This window comes from Bradyrhizobium sp. SPXBL-02 (assembly GCF_051853065.1).
In the GTDB taxonomy this organism is placed as follows: Bacteria; Pseudomonadota; Alphaproteobacteria; order Rhizobiales; family Xanthobacteraceae; genus Bradyrhizobium.
Genome location: NZ_CP182474.1, coordinates 8,081,716 through 8,100,143, shown reverse-complemented (window position 1 = coordinate 8,100,143; position 18,428 = coordinate 8,081,716). Strand labels below are relative to the sequence as shown.

General features: G+C 64.0%; 15 protein-coding genes. 11 read left to right on the top strand and 4 right to left on the bottom strand.

The genetic code is table 11. The features are described from left to right. Positions 1-18 precede the first annotated feature (18 nt). Positions 19-1,230: an acyl-CoA dehydrogenase family protein gene (locus ACNJYD_RS37610; RefSeq protein WP_439364930.1), complete on the bottom strand. Its 1,212-nt coding sequence runs from the start codon at positions 1,228-1,230 to the stop codon at positions 19-21. Between the two features lie 360 nt (positions 1,231-1,590). On the opposite strand from ACNJYD_RS37610, the gene ACNJYD_RS37605 reads away from it, so the two are divergent. The 3 genes from ACNJYD_RS37605 (at position 1,591) to mtnA (ending at position 4,068) form a co-directional block, all read left to right on the top strand. After that, the gene (locus ACNJYD_RS37605; RefSeq protein WP_439364929.1) at positions 1,591-1,863 is read left to right on the top strand and encodes a phosphopantetheine-binding protein; all 273 of its coding nucleotides are present in this window, start codon (positions 1,591-1,593) and stop codon (positions 1,861-1,863) included. Positions 1,864-2,055: 192 nt separating this feature from the next. Further along, positions 2,056-2,931, top strand: a complete 876-nt coding sequence (locus tag ACNJYD_RS37600; RefSeq protein WP_439364928.1) for an S-methyl-5'-thioadenosine phosphorylase — start codon at positions 2,056-2,058, stop codon at positions 2,929-2,931. A gap of 30 nt (positions 2,932-2,961) precedes the next feature. Further along, on the top strand, positions 2,962-4,068 hold the full coding sequence (gene mtnA, locus ACNJYD_RS37595; protein WP_439364927.1) for an S-methyl-5-thioribose-1-phosphate isomerase: 1,107 nt from the start codon (positions 2,962-2,964) through the stop codon (positions 4,066-4,068). A gap of 121 nt (positions 4,069-4,189) precedes the next feature. On the opposite strand, the gene ACNJYD_RS37590 is transcribed toward mtnA, so the two are convergent. Further along, complete coding sequence (locus ACNJYD_RS37590; RefSeq protein ID WP_439364926.1) at positions 4,190-4,825, bottom strand: HAD-IA family hydrolase; 636 nt, start codon at positions 4,823-4,825, stop codon at positions 4,190-4,192. Positions 4,826-4,928: 103 nt separating this feature from the next. On the opposite strand from ACNJYD_RS37590, the gene ACNJYD_RS37585 reads away from it, so the two are divergent. Further along, on the top strand, positions 4,929-5,687 hold the full coding sequence (locus tag ACNJYD_RS37585; RefSeq protein WP_439364925.1) for a S1 family peptidase: 759 nt from the start codon (positions 4,929-4,931) through the stop codon (positions 5,685-5,687). 125 nt (positions 5,688-5,812) lie between these two features. Further along, positions 5,813-7,315, top strand: a complete 1,503-nt coding sequence (locus ACNJYD_RS37580; RefSeq protein WP_439364924.1) for a flavin-containing monooxygenase — start codon at positions 5,813-5,815, stop codon at positions 7,313-7,315. Between the two features lie 240 nt (positions 7,316-7,555). Here the strand turns inward: ACNJYD_RS37580 and ACNJYD_RS37575 are convergent, their stop codons facing one another. Both ACNJYD_RS37575 and ACNJYD_RS37570 read right to left on the bottom strand, forming a co-directional pair. Further along, positions 7,556-8,482 (bottom strand): response regulator, encoded by a 927-nt coding sequence (locus ACNJYD_RS37575; protein ID WP_439364923.1) that lies wholly within the window; start codon positions 8,480-8,482, stop codon positions 7,556-7,558. Beyond that, a complete protein-coding gene (locus tag ACNJYD_RS37570; RefSeq protein WP_439364922.1) occupies positions 8,466-11,837 on the bottom strand; it encodes a hybrid sensor histidine kinase/response regulator in 3,372 nt (1,123 codons plus the stop codon). Before ACNJYD_RS37570 ends, ACNJYD_RS37575 begins: the two co-directional genes overlap by 17 nt. A 168-nt stretch (positions 11,838-12,005) precedes the next feature. Here ACNJYD_RS37570 and urtA point away from each other — a divergent pair, with 168 nt between their 5' ends. The 6 genes from urtA to fmdA all read left to right on the top strand — a co-directional run bounded on the left by urtA (position 12,006) and on the right by fmdA (position 18,381). Beyond that, positions 12,006-13,265: an urea ABC transporter substrate-binding protein gene (urtA, locus tag ACNJYD_RS37565; protein ID WP_172788873.1), complete on the top strand. Its 1,260-nt coding sequence runs from the start codon at positions 12,006-12,008 to the stop codon at positions 13,263-13,265. 124 nt (positions 13,266-13,389) lie between these two features. Continuing rightward, complete coding sequence (gene urtB, locus ACNJYD_RS37560) at positions 13,390-14,316, top strand: urea ABC transporter permease subunit UrtB (protein WP_172788872.1); 927 nt, start codon at positions 13,390-13,392, stop codon at positions 14,314-14,316. Positions 14,317-14,333: 17 nt separating this feature from the next. Then, positions 14,334-15,476, top strand: a complete 1,143-nt coding sequence (gene urtC, locus ACNJYD_RS37555; protein WP_172788871.1) for an urea ABC transporter permease subunit UrtC — start codon at positions 14,334-14,336, stop codon at positions 15,474-15,476. An 11-nt stretch (positions 15,477-15,487) separates the two neighbouring features. Further along, positions 15,488-16,243 carry an urea ABC transporter ATP-binding protein UrtD gene (gene urtD, locus ACNJYD_RS37550; RefSeq protein ID WP_172788870.1) on the top strand — a complete coding sequence of 252 codons (756 nt, stop codon included), beginning with the start codon at positions 15,488-15,490 and terminating at the stop codon, positions 16,241-16,243. A 190-nt stretch (positions 16,244-16,433) separates the two neighbouring features. Then, the gene (gene urtE, locus ACNJYD_RS37545; RefSeq protein WP_212255876.1) at positions 16,434-17,123 is read left to right on the top strand and encodes an urea ABC transporter ATP-binding subunit UrtE; all 690 of its coding nucleotides are present in this window, start codon (positions 16,434-16,436) and stop codon (positions 17,121-17,123) included. Positions 17,124-17,151: 28 nt separating this feature from the next. After that, positions 17,152-18,381 (top strand): formamidase, encoded by a 1,230-nt coding sequence (gene fmdA, locus ACNJYD_RS37540; RefSeq protein WP_439364921.1) that lies wholly within the window; start codon positions 17,152-17,154, stop codon positions 18,379-18,381. Positions 18,382-18,428 lie beyond the last annotated feature (47 nt).

Here is an 18,428-nt window from a genome sequence, read left to right as displayed (position 1 = left end):
AGCGATTGCGGAGGCACGTCAGTCGCGAAGGCTCGTCGGCACCCCGCTCATCAATGTCGACGTCGCGGCGTTGGCCAGGATCCGGTCGTTGTTGATCATGATCGGCGATGACAGCACGTCGCGGAGGTGGCGGCCCATGGTGAATTCGCCGTCGTTGCGGTAGCCGGCAAGACCCGCGGTACGCATCGCATGCATCACGGTCTCGACCGCGAGCTCGGAGGCCTGCACCTTCAGAAGCGTGATCGAGGACTGGAAGTCGAGCGAGGCCAGCGCACGCTCGTCATGCTCGACGCGGGCGAAAGCGTCGATATTGGCGGCGATCAGCGCGCGCAGCTTGGCCAGCGACATCTTGGCGGCGGTGAAGTGCGCCGCGGCCGGCGGCATCTGTCCGCCGGACGAGCGCGCCGCCTTGCGGATGAAGGCCTGCGCGCGCGTTACCGCCGCAGCGGCGATGCCGGCCCAGACCGACGACCAGCACAGATGCGCGAACGGCGTCATGGTCTGGGCGTGGATCTTGTCGTAGGATTCCGGAAAGACGCGGTCGGCGGGGCAGTCGACCTTCAGCTCGAACCCGGTCGAGCAGGTGCCGCGCATGCCGAGCGTTTCCCAACCCAGCGTCCGCTTCAGCGAATAATCGTCCTTGGCGAGCGCCAGCAGCACCTGGTCGGAGGCGGCGGCGTCGGTGGCCCGGCGGGCGATGGTGACGAGGCCATCGGCTTCGGCGCCGTAGGAGATCACGGTGGCGTCGCGCATCAGCGAGACGGTGTCGCCGGCATGGTCGACCGCGGCGGCGCTGGCGCGGATGTTGCCCCCGTTCTGGCCTTCGGTGGTGGAGGAGGCGAGCAGCCACTGGTCGCGGGCGACCCGGCGCATCATGGTCTCCATCCAGGGAATGCCATGGCCATGCCTGATGACGCAGGCGACCTTGGTCTGGTGCATCGCGTAGATCATCGCCGTGGACGCGCAGGCGCGTCCGAGCGTGTAGCAGATGTCGGTGACGTCGTGAATCGAGGCACTGAGGCCGCCGAACTCGACCGGAACCATCACGCCGAGCAGCTTCTGCTCACGCGCGACGTCGAAGGCCTTGTGCGGGAAGCGGGCGTCGCGATCGACCCCGTCTGCGTCGGCCGCGGCCGCGGCGGCGGTCCGGACGGCGCGCTCGATCAGGGAGGGACCCTGCTCGAGATAGCTCGTTTCGTCGACAGTGAGGACTGCTTCACGCACGTTCATGCTCGTCCGCCTCCGGTTTGCCGTTCGAGATCGCCGGCATCATTCGCGATGCCGCTTGGAGCGATCCTCCAGCCATCTTTGCTTATGAGACGAGGCTACGGATTTAATTCAAATTCGTCGATGAAATAGAGGGTAAACAAAACCCAATTCCGAACGAACAGTTAAGGTCCGGTTGTTCGCATCACCGGATTTTCCGGCATCACGTTAGGACTCTGGAAGAAGCCTGGATTTCGGACAATCTGAGTCATCGTTTACTAAGAAACGCGAAGTATTGGTGCCGCCCATTGCAGGACCGGCAGGCCGCGACCATCGTAGCCGGCAGTCCGGTCCGACCCCGATCAACAGATGGGAATTTTGCCGATGCAGGCCTTCGATACCGATTTGCGCAATCGCATCATCAAGCTGGTGAAGGGCATCCTCGAACAGAATTCGCTCGCCGCAGACGTTGCGCCTTCGGCCAAGCTCGTCGATATCGGCCTGACCTCGATGGACATGGTCAATCTCATGCTCGGGGTCGAGGCCGAATTCGACTTCACCATCCCGCAGTCCGAGATCACGCCGGAGAATTTCCAGTCCGTCGAGACGCTGGAGCGGATGGTGGCGACCCAGCTGCAGCTGGCGACCGCGGCTTAAGCCGGATCTATCCTCCGTCATTGCGAGCGAAGCGAAGCAATCCAGACTGCCTCTGAGGTGGCGGTCTGGATTGCTTCGTCGCTTCAGCGCCAGCTCGACATGACGTAAATCGAGACCATCTCCCGTTCCAAAATTGCCTGAAAACTGGCATAGCTTAACCATGTCACATTTGTCGGACAGGGTGGAGCAGGCATGACGCAGGCGGTATTGGGCATCATCGGCGGCTCGGGCATCTATGACCTGCCCGGCCTCGAGGGTGCGCGCGAAGAGGTGATCAAGAGCCCCTGGGGCGAGCCGTCTGCGCCCTTGCGGCGCGGCTCCATCGCCGGCCTGCCGATCGTGTTCCTGCCGCGGCATGACAAGGGGCACCGGCTGTCCCCGTCCGACATCAACTATCGCGCCAACATCGACGTGCTGAAGCGCGCCGACGTCACCGACTTGATCTCGCTCTCGGCCTGCGGCTCCTTCAAAGAGGAACTGCCGCCCGGCACCTTCGTTCTCGTCGACCAGTTCGTCGACCGCACCCACAAGCGCGAGAGCTCGTTCTTCGGCCGCGGCTGTGTCGCACACGTGTCGATGGCGCACCCGGTTTCGCCGCGGCTGCGCATCCATCTGGCGGCAGCCGCCGAAGCGGAGGGCATCGCGATCGCGCGCGGCGGCACCTATGTCTGCATGGAAGGGCCGCAATTCTCCACCTATGCGGAAAGCATGACCTACAAGACATCAGGCTATTCCGTGATCGGCATGACCAACATGCCCGAGGCCAAGCTCGCGCGTGAGGCGGAGATCTGCTACGCCACCGTCGCGATGGTGACGGATTTCGACTGCTGGCATCCCGACCACGATGCGGTCACCGTGCAGGACATCATCCGCGTGCTGAACTCGAACGCCGACAAGGCGAAGGCGCTGGTGGCGCGGCTGGCCAAGGATTTTCCGCGCGAGCACGAGCCGTGCCCGATCGGTTCGGACCGTGCGCTCGACGCCGCGCTGATCACGACGCCGGAGGCGCGGGATCCCGAGCTCCTGAAGAAGCTCGATGCGGTGGCCGGGCGCATCCTGCGCCCGTGAGACGCAAGAAGAACGAAAAGGCAGATTGCCATGAAGGTCGACGGCAAGCATTTCCGCAGCATCTGGCGCGAGCGCGACGGCTGGTCGGTCGGCGCGATCGATCAGCGCCGGTTGCCGCACGAATTCGTCATTGCGCGGCTAACCTCGTGTGAAGATGCGGCCGTTGCCATCAGCGACATGCTGGTGCGCGGCGCGCCGCTGATCGGCGCCACCGCCGCCTACGGCATGGCGCTCGCGATGCGCGAGGACGCCTCCGACGCCGGGCTGAAGCGCGCCTATGACACGCTGGTCGTGGCGCGCCCGACCGCGATCAACCTGAAATGGGCGCTGGACGAGATGCGCGCGGCGCTCGCGCCGATCGACCCGGTGGAACGGGCGGAAGCGGCCTATGCGCGCGCTGACGAGATCGTCGAGCAGGACGTCGAGATCAACCGCGGCATTGCCAGCAACGGCCTTGAGCTGATCGAGGCGATCGCGGCGAAGAAGCCGGGCGAAGTGGTCAACGTTCTCACCCATTGCAACGCCGGCTGGCTTGCCACCGTCGACTGGGGCACGGCGACGGCGCCGATCTATCTCGCGCATGAGCGCGGCATCAAGGTCCATGTCTGGGTTGACGAGACCCGGCCACGGAATCAGGGCGCTTCGCTCACCGCCTGGGAGCTCGGCCATCACGGCGTGCCGCATACGGTAATCCCGGACAATACCGGCGGGCACCTGATGCAGCACGGCATGGTCGATCTCGCCATCGTCGGCACCGACCGCGTCGCCGCCAATGGCGACGTCTGCAACAAGATCGGCACCTACCTGAAGGCGCTTGCCGCACATGACAACGGCGTGCCGTTCTACGTGGCGCTGCCGTCGCCGACGATCGATTTCGCCGTTCATGACGGCATCCGCGACATCCCGATCGAGCAGCGCAGCGGCTTGGAGGTCACCGACATGACTGGACGTACCGCCGACGGCCGGCTTGAGACGGTGCGGATCGTGCCGGAGGGATCGCCGGTCGCGAACTACGCCTTCGACGTGACGCCGGCGCGGCTCGTCACCGGTCTCATCACCGAGCGCGGCGTGCTCAAGCCGGATCGTGCCGCGCTGGCAACTGCGTTCCCGGAGCGCATCGCCACCGCGGCGAAGTAGTCGGTTCACCAGGCGAGATGGCTCCACGCCGTCATTGCGAGCGCAGCGAAGCAATCCAGAGTCTTTCCGCGGAGGCAGTCTGGATTGCTTCGCTGCGCTCGCAATGACGGAGTATGATGCGCTACCCCAGCTTCAATCCCGTCGCCTTCTCCAGCTCCGCAATCGCCTGCGCGCCGCTCGTCACCTTGATCGTGGTCATGCCCATCTGACGCGCCGGCTTCAGATTGACGCCGAGATCGTCGAGATAGACGCAATTGTTCGGATCGACCTTCAGCGTCTCGACCATCATCTGGTAGATGCGCGGATCCGGCTTGCGCAGGCCGATCTTGGCGGACTCGATGACATGGTCGAACAGCACCATGACTTCGGCAATGTAAAGCGAGCGCCCGGTCATGCTGCCGATCGCGTTGGCCGGCAGATTGTTGGTGATGCAACCGGTCTTGAACTGCGCCTTGATGCGCTTCAGGGCCTCGACCATCTCCGGGCGCAGATCGCCCTGCAGCAGCGGCAGCACGTCGCGGCCGCGCACCTCCGCGCCGAGCGCGAGCGATTCGGCGGCGAACAATTCGTCGAAGGTCTCGATGTCCACTTCGGCGCGCTCGAACCTGGCCCAGGCGTTTTCCAGATGATTGGCGGCGTTGGTGCGCCGGATGATGTCGGCGGGCAGGCCGCGCTCGGTCTCGAACCGCGTGAACGCCTCGAAGGGCGAACTCGTCAGCACGCCGCCAAAATCAAAGATCACCGCCTCGATCGCCACTATCCTGCCCTCGTCAATTCCTTCCCAAGAGGGCTAGCATGCGCTATCGGCAAGGGCCAGCCTGAAGCAATCGCCGCCCTCACCGATGCCGATGCGTGTTCCCATGACGAAGCCTGCCGCCTTCATCGCAGCTGCGCTGCTGCTCGCGACGCCCGCTTACGCCATCGTCGGCGGCGGCACGCCGCAGGCCGATGGCGTCGCCCGCGCCGTCGTCACCATCGTCGGCTCGCGCGGCAATTTCTGCACCGGCAGCCTGATTGCGCCACGAGTAATCCTGACAGTCGCGCACTGTGTTCAGCCCGGCGCGGATTACAAGGTCGTCGATCGCGGCGGCGACGGCCAGCCGCAATTGCTGAACGTGCGCACCGTCGCGATCCATCCGAACTTCAACATGCAGGCGATGCAGGCGCATCGCGCCACCGCCGACGTGGCGCTGCTGCAATTGGAAATTCCATTGAAGGGAAAATCCACGGTGACGGTCGGCATGCCCACGATTCCAATTCAGGTCGGCAGCCGCTTCGTCATCGCCGGCATCGGCGTCACGGTTCGCGGTGAAGGCAAGAGTGGCGGTACCACGCGTGTTGCCGGCCTCGTTGCAACCGGACAGCCCGGCACGCTCCAGATTCGCCTGGTCGATCCCGTAACCAACGGTGTTCGCGACGGAATCGGCGCCTGCACCGGCGATTCCGGCGGCCCCGTGTTCGAGGACAGGCCGAACGGTCCCGTGCTCGTCGGCCTCATCAGCTGGTCGACAGGACCGAACGGCGCCGACGGTTGCGGCGGCTTGACCGGCGTGACGCCGCTGACGCTCTATCGCGACTGGATCTTGCAGACCGCGCGGAGCTGGGGTGCGGCACTGTGATTTGACCGCGACTTGATCTATGTCATTTTGAAGCGGAGGCGCGGCGGGTGATCATGCCCGTCGCGGAGGAAACGCGCCGTCTGGTCAAGGACGGCCACAAAGACAAGCAAGGCATAGAAGCAACAATGAATGTCGCTGTTCGCAGTCACGCCACGGCCAAACAGGCTTCTGAACATTTCGACGTGCTGATCGTCGGCGCCGGCATCTCCGGCATCGGTAGCGCCTATCACATCCAGAAGCAGCTTCCGGGCACGAGCTACGTCATCCTGGAGACGCAGGAAACGTTCGGCGGCACCTGGAGCACACATCGCTATCCCGGCATTCGCTCCGACAGTGATCTCCATACCTTCGGCTACAGCTTCAAGCCTTGGGTCGGCCCGCCGATTGCGACCGCCGAGGAGATCCTCACCTATATGAAGGAGGTGATCGACGACAACGATATTGCGCGGCACATCCGCTACAAGCACAAGATCAATTCCGCGAGCTGGTCGAGCGAGCAGAATCTCTGGACCATCGAGGCGGTGACGACCGACACCGGCGAACCCAGGACGTTCACGGCCAACTTCCTCTGGATGTGCCAGGGCTATTATCGCCATTCCGAAGGCTACACGCCGGAATGGAAGGGCATGGATCGCTTCAAGGGCCGCATCGTCCATCCGCAGACATGGCCCGACGATATCGATCTCGCGAACAAGAAGGTGGTGGTGATCGGCTCGGGCGCCACCGCGGCAACGCTGGTGCCGAACATCACCGACACATGCGCCCATGTCACCATGCTGCAGCGCTCGCCGACCTATTTCCGCCTCGGCCGCAACGCCATCGAGATCGCGGAGGAGCTGCGACGGCTGCAGGTCGACGAAGCCTGGATCCACGAGATCGTGCGACGCAAGATCCTGTTCGAGCAGGACGCCTTCACCAAGCTCTGCGTGTCCAAGCCGGAGCAGGTGAAGAAGGAGCTGATCGGCCAGATCAGCGCCGTGCTCGGTCCCGACTACGACGTCGAGACCCACTTCACGCCAAAATACCGGCCGTGGCGGCAGCGCATCGCCTTCGTGCCGGATGCCGATTTGTTCAAGGGCATCGCCAGCGGCAAGGCCTCCGTCGTCACCGACGAGATCGAATGCTTCGTCGAGAACGGCATCCAGCTCAAGTCGGGCAAGCTGCTCGAGGCCGATGTTATCGTCACCGCGACCGGCTTCAATCTCGCCGCGCTCGGCGACATCGCCTTCGAGATCGACGGCAAGCCGCTCGCCTTCGGCGACACCGTCACCTATCGCGGCATGATGTTCACGGGCGTGCCGAACATGGTCTGGGTGTTTGGCTATTTCCGCGCCAGCTGGACGCTGCGCGTCGATCTCGTCGCCGATTTCGTCTGCCGGCTGCTCGGGCACATGAAGGCGAAGGGTGCCAAGAAGGTCGAGGTGAGCTTGCGCCCCGAGGACCACAACATGCCGATCCTGCCCTGGATCGATCCGGAAAACTTCAACCCCGGCTACATGATGCGCAACATGAACCTGTTGCCCAAGCGAGGCGACAAGCCGGAATGGCAGCACAGCCAGGATTACTGGACCGAGAAGGACGAGATCCCGAAGACGGACCTGGACGACAAGGCGTTTGTTTACAGCTGAAGATTCCGATGTAAGGGGCGGTTAGCGATCGCCACACACTCCACCGTCGTCCCGGGGCGCGAAGCGAGCCCGGGACCCATAACCACAGGGAGTGGTTATGAAGCGAGCTGGCCGCTCCGAGTCTTCGCCAAACTACTCCCTGTGGCTATGGGTCCCGGATCTGCGCGCCGCTTCGCTGCGCTTGTCCGGGACGACACCGTTTGCTCGGTTGGCATCGCCTCAACTCATCTACACCGCCGCTCACGAATTCCGCCTCGTCGCATTCGCCGCGATCGCCGCTGCGGCGGTCCGGTTCTCGACGCCGAGCTTGGCGTAGATCTGCTCCAGGTGCTTGTCGACGGTGCGCGGGCTGAGGCCAAGAATTTGCGCGATGTCGCGGTTGGTCTTGCCCTTGCTGAGCCAGGCCAGCACCTCGCCCTCGCGCGTGGTGAGGCCGAGCTCGCTGGTGAATTCGGGCGGCAGCGCGGTGCCGGCTTCCTTGGACAGCCGCAGCAAAAATTCGTTCGGCGCGGTCTCGCCCATGTAGTAGAAGCGGAGCTGCGGATTGTCAGGCAGCGACGCGGCCTGGGATTTCGAGCCGCTCTTGGCCTTCGCCTGCTCGAGCCATTGCAGCAGTGCCGGCGGCAGCACGAAGTCGTCGGGGTGTGCGCCGTGATGGTCGGACAGCAGCTTCTGCGCCTGCGGCGTCGCCCACAGCAAATTGCCCTGGCGATCGACCGCGAACAGGAAACGGCCGGAGACGTCGAGCGCGGCGCGCGCGCTCTGGGTCAGCCGGGCATTGCCGAGATGGACACGGATGCGCGCCAGCATCTCCTCGATTACGATCGGCTTGGTCACGTAATCGACGCCGCCGGCTTCCAGTCCACGCACGATGTGCTCGGTCTCGGCGAGGCCCGTCATGAAGATCACCGGGACATTGGCGAGACCGGCATCGCGCTTGAGCCGGCGGCAGGTCTCGAACCCGTCGATCCCCGGCATCACGGCATCGAGCAGAATGATGTCGGGCGTGATCTGGTCGATGATGCGCATTGCCGCGGCGCCGTCGAGCGCCACCATCACCGTCATGCCGGCGCCGTCGAGCGCGTCGGTGAGCAGCCGCAGCGTCTCCGGCGAATCGTCGACAACGAGCGCGACGTCGCGCTTCTTCGGTTCAATGCTCATAAGCATGCAACGTCTTCAATGTGGCCATGTACTGGTCGAGATCGAAGCGGTCGACCAGCGACCGCATCTGCGCGACGAAGTCGGCATGCTCGGGGTGCTCGCTGCCGATCTCGTCCAGCTTCAGCTGGATGCCCTTGACGTAGCCGATCTGGCCGAGCCCGATCAGCGCCTCGATATGCCGCTGCGGCGGCTTCGATCCGGTCTCTGGATGCCAGAACGGCACCGCGACCTCGTCCGAGCCGTATTGCCATTCGATCTTGAGGAGCTGGCGAATCGTCGCCAGCAGCCGCGGGATGTCGATCGGCTTCATCAGGTAGCCGTCGTGGAAGGGCTGCGCCAATGGCGCGCCATGGGCCTCGAGCGCGCTTGCCGACACCATCAGGATGCGCGCCTGATGATGGCCGCTGGCGCGCAAGGCCTCGGCGACCGCCCAGCCGTCCATGGCGGGCATCGAGATGTCGAGCAGGAACAGATCGGGCCGGCAATGCTGCGCCAGTGCGAGGCAGCCGGCGCCGTCGGGCGCGCTCAGCAGAATGAAGCCGAGCGGCGTCAGCACCTCACGCAGGAGGTCGCGATGCACGGGATCATCGTCGGTGACGAGGATGGTCTTGCGCGCGCCGTGATAGCCGGAGACCGGCGCCTCCACCGGCGCGATGCGCTGGGGATTGGTGACCTCCGAGAGCAGGATCTTGACCTTGAACGTCGAGCCGGTGCCGACCGTGCTCGTGACCTTGATGTCCCCGCCCATCACGCCGGCGAGCAGGCGGCTGATGGTGAGCCCGAGCCCGGTGCCGGTCTGCGGCTGCGAGGCGCCGAGCGCGCCCCGCTCGAAGGGCGCGAAGATGCGTTCGAGGTCGCCGCCCTGGATGCCCGGGCCGGTGTCGATCACCTCGAACTCGGCGACCGGGCTGCGATAGTGCACCACGAACTGCACGCTGCCGGACTGGGTGAACTTGATGGCGTTCGAGAGCAGGTTGATCAGCACCTGACGCAGCCGCTTCTCGTCGGCATAGACGACGCGCGGCAGCGTTGCGGGCCGCCTGAACACGAAGTCGATGCCCCTGGCCGCGGCCTGGAGGCGGAACATGCCGACGAGCTGGTCGAGGAATTCGCTCAGGCGCACCTCGTCGCGCGACAGATACAGCCGCCCCGCCTCGATCTTGGAGATGTCCAGGATGCCGTCGATCAGGCCGGAGAGATGGTCGGCGCTGCGCCGGACGACGCGGACCTGGTCGCGCGGCTTGGCGCCAAGGCTCGTATCCTGCTCGAGCAGCTGCGCGTAGCCGCTGATCGCATTGAGCGGCGAGCGCAGCTCGTGGCTCAACCCGACCACATAGCGGCTCTTGGCGAGGTTGGCGGATTCGGCAACTTCCTTGGCACGCTGGAGCTCGGCGTCGGTGCGCTTGTGCGCATCGATCTCCTGGATCAGCAGCGTGGTCTGACGCCGCGTCTCGGCCTCGGCGGCGCGACGGCTCTGCTGCGCCAGCACGAACAGCCACGCCACCACGCCGATGATGATGCTGAGCGAGAAGAACACCTTCCACAGCACGTCGGAGACGAGCTCGTTGTCGCCGTGCACGCTCGCCGACGTCTGAAGATAGATCAGTCCCAGCACCAGGGCGATCAGGCCGGCGGAGATCACGAACACGCCGATATAGTGGCCGACTTGCGAGTTGATCCGGGCATAGATCGGTTGCGGCATCAGCCTGCCCAGCGTCTCCGACACCTGCGCCTGGAATCTTGCGTGCGGCTTGCAGAGATCGTGGCAGCGCGCGTCCAGCGAACAGCACAGCGAGCAGATCGGGCCCGCATAAGCGGGGCAGGAGGCCATGTCCTCCGGCTCGAACGAGTGCTCGCAGATGCAGCACTGGATCGCCTCGATGTTCTGCCAGCTCCGCTTCGGCTTGCGCGCGATGTAGTACTTGCCGTCCGTGGCCCAGGCGATCAACGGCGCCGTGAGGAAGGCCGCCGCGAGCGCGATGAAGGCCGATAGCGCCTTCGCGGTCGGCCCGAACAGGCCGTAGAAGGCGCTGATGGAGACGATGGTCGCGATCGTCATCGCCCCCACGCCGACCGGATTGACGTCGTAGAGATGCGCGCGCTTGAACTCGATCTGCTGCGGCCGCAATCCGAGCGGCTTGTTGATGACGAGGTCGGCGACCAGCGCGCCGACCCAGGCGATCGCGACGTTGGAATAGAGCGCCAGCGTCTGCTCCAGCGCCTTGTAGACGCCGATCTCCATCAGCAGCAGGGCCACGATGACGTTGAAGACCAGCCAGACCACGCGCCCGGGATGGCTGTGGGTCAAACGCGAGAAGAAGTTCGACCAGGCGATCGAGCCGGCATAGGCGTTGGTGACGTTGATCTTGACCTGCGACAGGATCACGAAGGTGCCGGTCAAGGCCAAAGCGAGGTCAGGCTGCGACAGCACATAGCGGAATGCTTCGAGATACATGTGCGCCGGCTCGGCGGCCTCCTCGGGCGGCACGCCATGGCTGAGCGCGAAGAAGGCGAGGAACGAGCCCGCCAGCAGCTTCAGCGCGCCCAGCACGATCCAGCCCGGCCCGGCGCTCATCAGCGCCATCCACCAGGAGGCCCTGGAGGCGCGGCGGTCGCGCGGCAGGAACCGCAGGAAGTCGACCTGCTCGCCGATCTGCGCCACCAGCGAGAACACGACGGAGGCCGCAACGCCGAACAGCAAGAGATCGAAATGCCCGTTGAGATCGCCGTGCTCGCCGGAGAATTTGTGCCACTCCGCGAAAGAGTGCGGGTTATGCCAGGCGATCGCGGCGAACGGGATGATGTGAAGGATCACCCACAGCGGCTGCGTCCACAATTGGAAGCGGCTGATCAGCGTGATGCCATAGGCCACCAGCGGGATGATGACGACGGCGCTGATGAGATAGCCGACCGGCCGCGGAATCCCGAAGCACATCTCGAGCGCGGAGGCGAGGATCACGGCCTCGATCGCGAAGAAGATGAAAGTGAAGGACGCGTAGATCAGCGAGGTGACGGTCGAGCCGATGTAACCGAAGCCGGCACCCCGCGTCAGCAGGTCGATGTCGATGCCGCATTTGGCGGCATAGTATGCAATCGGCACCCCGCAGCCGAAAATGATGACGGAGACCACGACGATGGCCGCGGTCGCGTTGGTGACGCCATAGTTCAGCGTGATGGTCCCGCCGATCGCCTCCATCGCCAGGAACGAGATCGCGCCCAGTGCCGTGTTGGCGACGCGGGCGGCGGACCAGCGCCGCGCGCTCTTGGCGGTGAAGCGCAGGGCGTAATCTTCCAGCGTCTGGTTGGCGACCCATTGATTGTACTGGCGCCTGACGCGGTCTATTCGCTGCCGCCCTGCCACTTAACCCCACTCCCGATACGGACCCGGACCCCTCGCAAATTCCGTACCAGAAGCCTACGTCGGCATTTTGCGGTGCAGTATACGCGATCTTGCGTATGCGTGCGCTGCATAAATTCGAGCCATCCTCACGGCACCAATCGCCTGTTCTCGAACAAAAGTGGGGTGCTCATGTCAGACGAAGCAAACAAGGGCCTGTTGTCGCCGCTGCGGCGCAAATTGTTGATGGGGATGGCGGCCGTGCCGGCCATCACGATGCTGCCGCGGGCGTCCTTTGCGCAGGCGCCGGCGACCTCGGCGGTCAATACCACGGGCCTGGCCGTCACCGACACCGAGGTCACGGTCGGCATCCTGCATTCGGCGACCGGCACCATGGCGATCTCCGAAACCGGCTCGATCCAGGCCGAAAAGCTCGCGATCGAGCAGATCAACGCCGCCGGCGGCGTGCTCGGCCGCAAGATCAAGTTCATCCAGGAGGACGGCGCATCGGACTGGCCGACCTTCGCCGAGAAGGCGAAGAAGCTCCTCGTCAACGACAAGGTCGCGGCGATCATGGGCTGCTGGACCTCGGCCTCGCGCAAGGCGGTGCTTCCGGTCGTCGAGCAGTATAACGGCATGCTCTACTATCCGACCTTCTACGAAGGCCTCGAGCAGTCCAAGAACGTGATCTACACCGGCCAGGAAGCGACCCAGCAGATCCTCGCCGGCCTGAACTGGATCGCCAAGGAGAAGGGCGCCAAGTCGTTCTTCTTCATCGGCTCGGACTACATCTGGCCACGCACCTCCAACAAGATCGCCCGCAAGCACGTCGAAAACGTGCTCAAGGGCAAGGTCGTCGGCGAGGAATACTATGCGCTCGGCTCGACGCAGTTCAACTCGGTCATCAACAAGATCAAGCTGACCAAGCCGGACGTCATCTTCACCGACGTCGTCGGCGGTTCCAACGTCGCTTTCTACAAGCAGCTCAAGGCGGCCGGCGTCGATCTCGCCAAGCAGCCGCTGCTCACGATCTCGGTGACGGAGGACGAGATCGACGGTATCGGCGGCGAGAACATCGCGGGCGCCTATGCCTGCATGAAGTACTTCCAGTCGCTCGACAATGCGAACAACAAGGCTTTCGTCTCCGCGTTCAAGAAGATGTGGGGCGAGAAGACCGTGATCGGAGACGTCACCCAGGCTGCCTATCTCGGCCCCTGGCTGTGGAAGCTGACGGTCGAGAAGGCCGGCTCCTTCGACGTCGACAAGATCGCGGCGGCTTCGCCGGGCGTCGAGTTCAAGGGTGCGCCGGAAGGCTATGTGCGCATCCACGAGAACCATCACCTCTGGTCGAAGACCCGGGTGGGGCGCGCCAAGCTCGATGGCCAGTTCGAGCTGATCTTCGAGACCGCCGACCTCGTCGAGCCGGATCCGTTCCCGAAGGGCTACCAGTAAGTCGCCCGTCGCACTTTCCCTCAAGGCAAAACCGCTCCCTGGCGTGGATCGCAAGTCCATGCCTCAAGCCCCCGCGTCGCGAACCTGCTCGCGACGCGGGACCCTTTCCCGACGGAGGACATGGATGTTCGGCGACTATTCGATTGGCGACCTCGGCTCGATCTTCGTCATGCAGGGGTTTGCCGGACTGATCCTGTTCTCCGTCTATGTCCTGATGGCGCTCGGCCTTGCGATCATCTTCGGCCAGATGGGCGTCATCAACATGGCCCATGGCGAGTTCATGATCCTTGGGGCCTACGTCACCTGGATGACCTCCAATCTCTTTCAGGCCTATTTGCCGAGCCTGTTCAGCGGCTACTTCTTCCTTGCCATGATATTGGCCTTCCTCGCATCCGGCGCGCTGGGCATGCTGGTGGAATGGGTGCTGATCCGGCACCTCTATAAGCGCCCGCTCGATACGCTGCTCGCGACCTGGGGCCTCAGCCTGATGCTGCAGCAGGCCTATCGCTCGGTGTTCGGCGCGCGCGAGGTCGGCGTCGAGCTGCCGCAATGGATGCTGGGCTCGCTGCGCGTCACCGACAGCATCGAGGTGCCGATCAACGGCGTCTTCGTGATGTGCCTCACCGTGCTGATCACCATCTGCGTCGCCTACGTTCTCTACATGTCGCGCTGGGGCCGCCAGGTGCGCGCGGTCGTGCAGAACCGCATCATGGCCGGCGCGGTCGGCATCAACACCGAGAAGGTCGATCGCTACACCTTCGGCCTCGGCTGCGGCATCGCCGGTGTCGCCGGCAGCGCCTTCACCATGATCGGCTCGACCGGGCCGACCTCGGGCCAGCTCTACATCGTGGATACGTTCCTCGTCGTCGTGTTCGGCGGCGCCGCCAGCCTGCTCGGCACCATCGCCTCCGCGTTCTCGATCTCGCAGACGCAATCGACGCTCGAATTCTTCATGTCGGGCTCGATGGCCAAGGTGCTCACGCTGCTCGCCGTCGTCGGCATCCTGATGCTGCGGCCGCAGGGTCTGTTCGCCCTCAAGGTCCGCAAATAACGAGAAGCAGGCAAGTCATGATCATCAACTCACGCTTCTTCAACCGATCCGAACTGATGGGCTTCATTGCGCTCGCCGCCGTGCTGTTCGTGATCCTGCCGCTGACGCTGGATGTATTCCGCCTCAACCTGGTCGCGAAATATCTGACCTACGCCTTTGTCGCGCTCGGCCTCGTGCTGTGCTGGGGCTATGGCGGCATCCTGAGCCTGGGGCAGGGCGTGTTCTTCGGCCTCGGCGGCTATTGCATGGCGATGTTTCTCAAGCTCGAGGCCTCCAGCGTCGAGAACACCAAGATCCAGTCGACGCCCGGCATTCCCGATTTCATGGACTGGAATCAGATCACGGCGCTGCCGTTGTTCTGGCAGCCGTTTCACAGCCTCACCTTCACCATCCTCGCCATCATCCTGGTCCCCGGCCTGTTCGCCCTGATCATCGGCACCGCGATGTTCAAGCGCCGCGTCGGCGGCACCTACTTCGCGATCATCACCCAGGCCGTCGCCGCCATCCTCACCATCCTGATCGTGGGACAGCAGGGCTATACCGGCGGCATCAACGGCATGACCGATCTGCGCACGCTCAAGGGTTGGGACATCCGGCCCGACCACGCCAAGATCATCCTGTACTTCGTCGAGGTGGTGCTGCTGTTCGCCTGCATCGGCATCGCGCAGTTCATCCGTCTGACCAAGCTCGGCCGCATCCTGGTGGCGATGCGCGAGCAGGAGGACCGTGTCCGCTTCTCCGGCTACAGCGTCGCCAACTTCAAGATCTTCGCCTTCTGCATGGCCGCGATCTTCGCCGCGATCGGCGGCGCCATGTTCGCGCTCAATGTCGGTTTCATGTCGCCGTCCTTCGTCGGCATCGTGCCGTCGATCGAGATGGTGATCTACACCGCGGTCGGCGGGCGGATGTCGATCTTCGGCGCAATCTGGGGCGCCATCCTGGTGAATTTTGCCAAGACCAGCCTGTCGGAATCCTTCCCGCAGCTCTGGCTGTTCGGCCTCGGCGCGCTGTTCATCGCGGTCGTGCTCGCTTTCCCGAACGGCCTGTCCGGGCTCTGGGCCGACTACGTGCAGCCGCGCATCGACCGGCTGTTCGCCTCGCGCAAGGCGAAGGCGGGCTGGAACGACAATTCGGTCGCCGACGGCGCGCCGGCAGAGTGAGGGGGTAGATCATGCTCATTGGACACCAGCCTAAGGACTTCCTGCTCGCGGTCTCCGGCCTCACCGTCTCGTTCGACGGGTTCAAGGCGGTCAACGACCTCTCCTTCTATGTCGAGGAGAACGAGATCCGCGTCATCATCGGTCCCAACGGCGCCGGCAAGACTACGGTGCTCGACCTGATCTGCGGCAAGACCAAGGCGACCTCGGGCTCGATCCAGTTTCGTGGCAAGGAGCTCACGAAGATGAAGGAGAACGAGATCGTGCAGACCGGCGTCGGACGCAAGTTCCAGACGCCGTCGGTGTTCGAGGATCTCACCGTGTTCGAGAATCTCGAGATCTCGTTCCCGCGCGGCCGCACCGTGTTCGGCTCGTTGACCTTTCAGCGCGACCAGCTGGTCAAAGACCGGGTCGAGGAGGTCGCGGAGATGATCTTCCTCAAGGACAAGCTCAACACCTATGCCGACGAGCTCAGCCATGGCCAGAAACAGTGGCTCGAGATCGGCATGCTGCTGATCCAGGATCCCGACCTGCTGATGCTCGACGAGCCCGTCGCCGGCATGAGCGTCTCGGAGCGCGTCAAGACCGCCGAGCTGCTCAACCGCATCATCAAGAACCGTTCGGTGCTGGTGATCGAGCACGACATGAAGTTCGTCGAGGACATCGCGCACAAGGTCACCGTGCTGCACCAGGGCCAGATCCTCTCGGAAGGGACGATGGAGAAGGTCAAGAACGATCCCAAGGTCATTGAAGTGTACCTGGGGCACTGAGATGGTGCGTACGGGGCGGACGAGCGCTGCGCACTCCGTTCACCTCTCCCGTAGGGAGAGGTCGAATGGCGCAGCCATTCGGGTGAGGGGTTCCGGTCCCTCGATAGGCTTGCGCCCCCTCACCCGGCGCTACGCGCCGACCTCTCCCCGGTGGGGAGAGGTGAAGCAACAGCGAGCCTAGGAGCGCATCATGCTGGCTATTTCCGATCTCCACGTCGCCTACGGCCAGAGCGAGGTGCTGCACGGGCTCAACGTCAAGGTCGCGGCGAACGAGATCGTCGCGATCATGGGCCGCAACGGCATGGGCAAGACCACGCTGATGAAGTCGCTGATGGGCATCCTGCCGGCTCGAAGCGGCTCGGTGAGCATGGACGGCGCCGAGCTCGGCAACCTCAAGAGCTTTGAGCGCGTCGCCAAGGGCCTCGCCTACGTGCCGCAGGGCCGCATGATCTTCTCCACCATGACGGTGAAGGAGAACATCGAGACCGGGCTGGTCGTGTCCGGCGGCTCGGAGGTGCCTGACGACATCTACGAATTGTTCCCGGTGCTGCTGGAGATGAAGGGCCGCCGCGGCGGCAATCTCTCGGGCGGGCAACAGCAACAATTGGCGATCGCGCGCGCGCTCGCCACCAAGCCGAAGGTGCTGCTGCTGGACGAGCCGACCGAAGGCATTCAGCCCTCGATCATCAAGGAGATGGCGCGCACCTTGAAACGCATCCGCGACGAGAAGGGGCTCTCGATCGTCGTCTCCGAGCAGGTCCTGAGCTTTGCGCTCGACATCGCCGATCGCGTGCTGGTGATCGAGAACGGCGAGATCGTGCGCGACGATCCGCGCGACGCCGTCGATGCCGCGCAGGTCTCGAAATATCTGTCCGTCTAACCAACCGCAGTAAAAGGGGAGCATCTCGATGCCAGAGACACTGATCAAGGTCGATCTCACCAAGTCGGCCTATGAGAACGACATGGTGCACAACCGCTGGCACCCCGACATCCCGATCGTGGCCTGGGTCAATCCCGGCGACGATTTCATCATCGAGACCTATGATTGGACCGGCGGCTTCATCAAGAACAACGATTCCGCCGACGACGTGCGTGACATCGACCTGTCGATCGTGCACTTCCTCTCCGGCCCGATCGGCGTCAAGGGCGCAGAGCCCGGCGACCTCCTCGTCGTCGACCTGCTCGACGTCGGCCCGCTCAAGGAGAGCCTGTGGGGCTTCAACGGCTTCTTCTCCAAGCAGAATGGCGGCGGCTTCCTCACCGACCACTTCCCGCTGGCGCAGAAGTCGATCTGGGACATCAAGGGTCTCTACACCTCGTCGCGTCACGTGCCCGGCGTCAACTTTGCAGGTCTCATCCATCCCGGCCTGATCGGGTGCCTGCCCGATCCGAAGATGCTGGAGACCTGGAACAAGCGCGAGGCCGAGCTGATCTCGACCAACCCGACCCGCGTGCCCGGCCTTGCCAATCCGCCGTTCGCGCCGACCGCCCATGGCGGCCGCGCCAAGGGCGATGTGAAAGTCAAGATCGGTGCAGAGGGTGCGCGCACCGTGCCGCCGCGCGAGCATGGCGGCAACTGCGACATCAAGGATCTCTCGCGCGGCTCGAAGATCTACTTCCCGGTCTACGTCCCCGGCGCCGGTCTCTCGATGGGCGACCTGCACTTCAGCCAGGGCGACGGCGAGATCACCTTCTGCGGCGCCATCGAAATGGCCGGCTGGCTGCACCTCAAGGTCGAGGTGATCAAGGACGGCATGTCGAAATACGGCATCAAGAACCCGATCTTCAAGCCGTCGCCGATCACGCCGAACTACAAGGACTATCTGATCTTCGAAGGCATCTCGGTCGACGAAGCTGGCAAGCAGCATTATCTCGACGTCCACATCGCCTATCGCCAGGCCTGCCTCAACGCCATCGAGTATCTGAAGAAGTTCGGCTATTCCGGCGCCCAGGCCTATTCGATCCTCGGCACCGCGCCGTGTCAGGGCCACATCTCCGGCGTGGTCGACGTGCCCAACGCCTGCGCCACGCTATGGCTGCCGACCGAGATCTTCGACTTCGACGTGATGCCGTCGGCGGCCGGACCCATCAAGCACATCACCGGCGATATCCAGATGCCGATCTCGCCGGACAAGTGACGCCGCGCCCCCTCTCCCCGTTCTTACGGGGAGAGGGTCGGGGTGAG

Excerpts from the sequence above, each read along its gene's own strand:
- ACNJYD_RS37610 (WP_439364930.1), bottom strand. The coding sequence starts at position 1,230 with ATGAACGTGCGTGAAGCAGTCCTCACTGTCGACGAAACGAGCTATCTC.
- ACNJYD_RS37605 (WP_439364929.1), top strand. The coding sequence starts at position 1,591 with ATGCAGGCCTTCGATACCGATTTGCGCAATCGCATCATCAAGCTGGTG.
- ACNJYD_RS37600 (WP_439364928.1), top strand. The coding sequence starts at position 2,056 with ATGACGCAGGCGGTATTGGGCATCATCGGCGGCTCGGGCATCTATGAC.
- mtnA (WP_439364927.1), top strand. The coding sequence starts at position 2,962 with ATGAAGGTCGACGGCAAGCATTTCCGCAGCATCTGGCGCGAGCGCGAC.
- ACNJYD_RS37585 (WP_439364925.1), top strand. The coding sequence starts at position 4,929 with ATGACGAAGCCTGCCGCCTTCATCGCAGCTGCGCTGCTGCTCGCGACG.
- ACNJYD_RS37580 (WP_439364924.1), top strand. The coding sequence starts at position 5,813 with ATGAATGTCGCTGTTCGCAGTCACGCCACGGCCAAACAGGCTTCTGAA.
- ACNJYD_RS37575 (WP_439364923.1), bottom strand. The coding sequence starts at position 8,482 with ATGCTTATGAGCATTGAACCGAAGAAGCGCGACGTCGCGCTCGTTGTC.
- urtA (WP_172788873.1), top strand. The coding sequence starts at position 12,006 with ATGTCAGACGAAGCAAACAAGGGCCTGTTGTCGCCGCTGCGGCGCAAA.
- urtB (WP_172788872.1), top strand. The coding sequence starts at position 13,390 with ATGTTCGGCGACTATTCGATTGGCGACCTCGGCTCGATCTTCGTCATG.
- urtC (WP_172788871.1), top strand. The coding sequence starts at position 14,334 with ATGATCATCAACTCACGCTTCTTCAACCGATCCGAACTGATGGGCTTC.
- urtD (WP_172788870.1), top strand. The coding sequence starts at position 15,488 with ATGCTCATTGGACACCAGCCTAAGGACTTCCTGCTCGCGGTCTCCGGC.
- urtE (WP_212255876.1), top strand. The coding sequence starts at position 16,434 with ATGCTGGCTATTTCCGATCTCCACGTCGCCTACGGCCAGAGCGAGGTG.
- fmdA (WP_439364921.1), top strand. The coding sequence starts at position 17,152 with ATGCCAGAGACACTGATCAAGGTCGATCTCACCAAGTCGGCCTATGAG.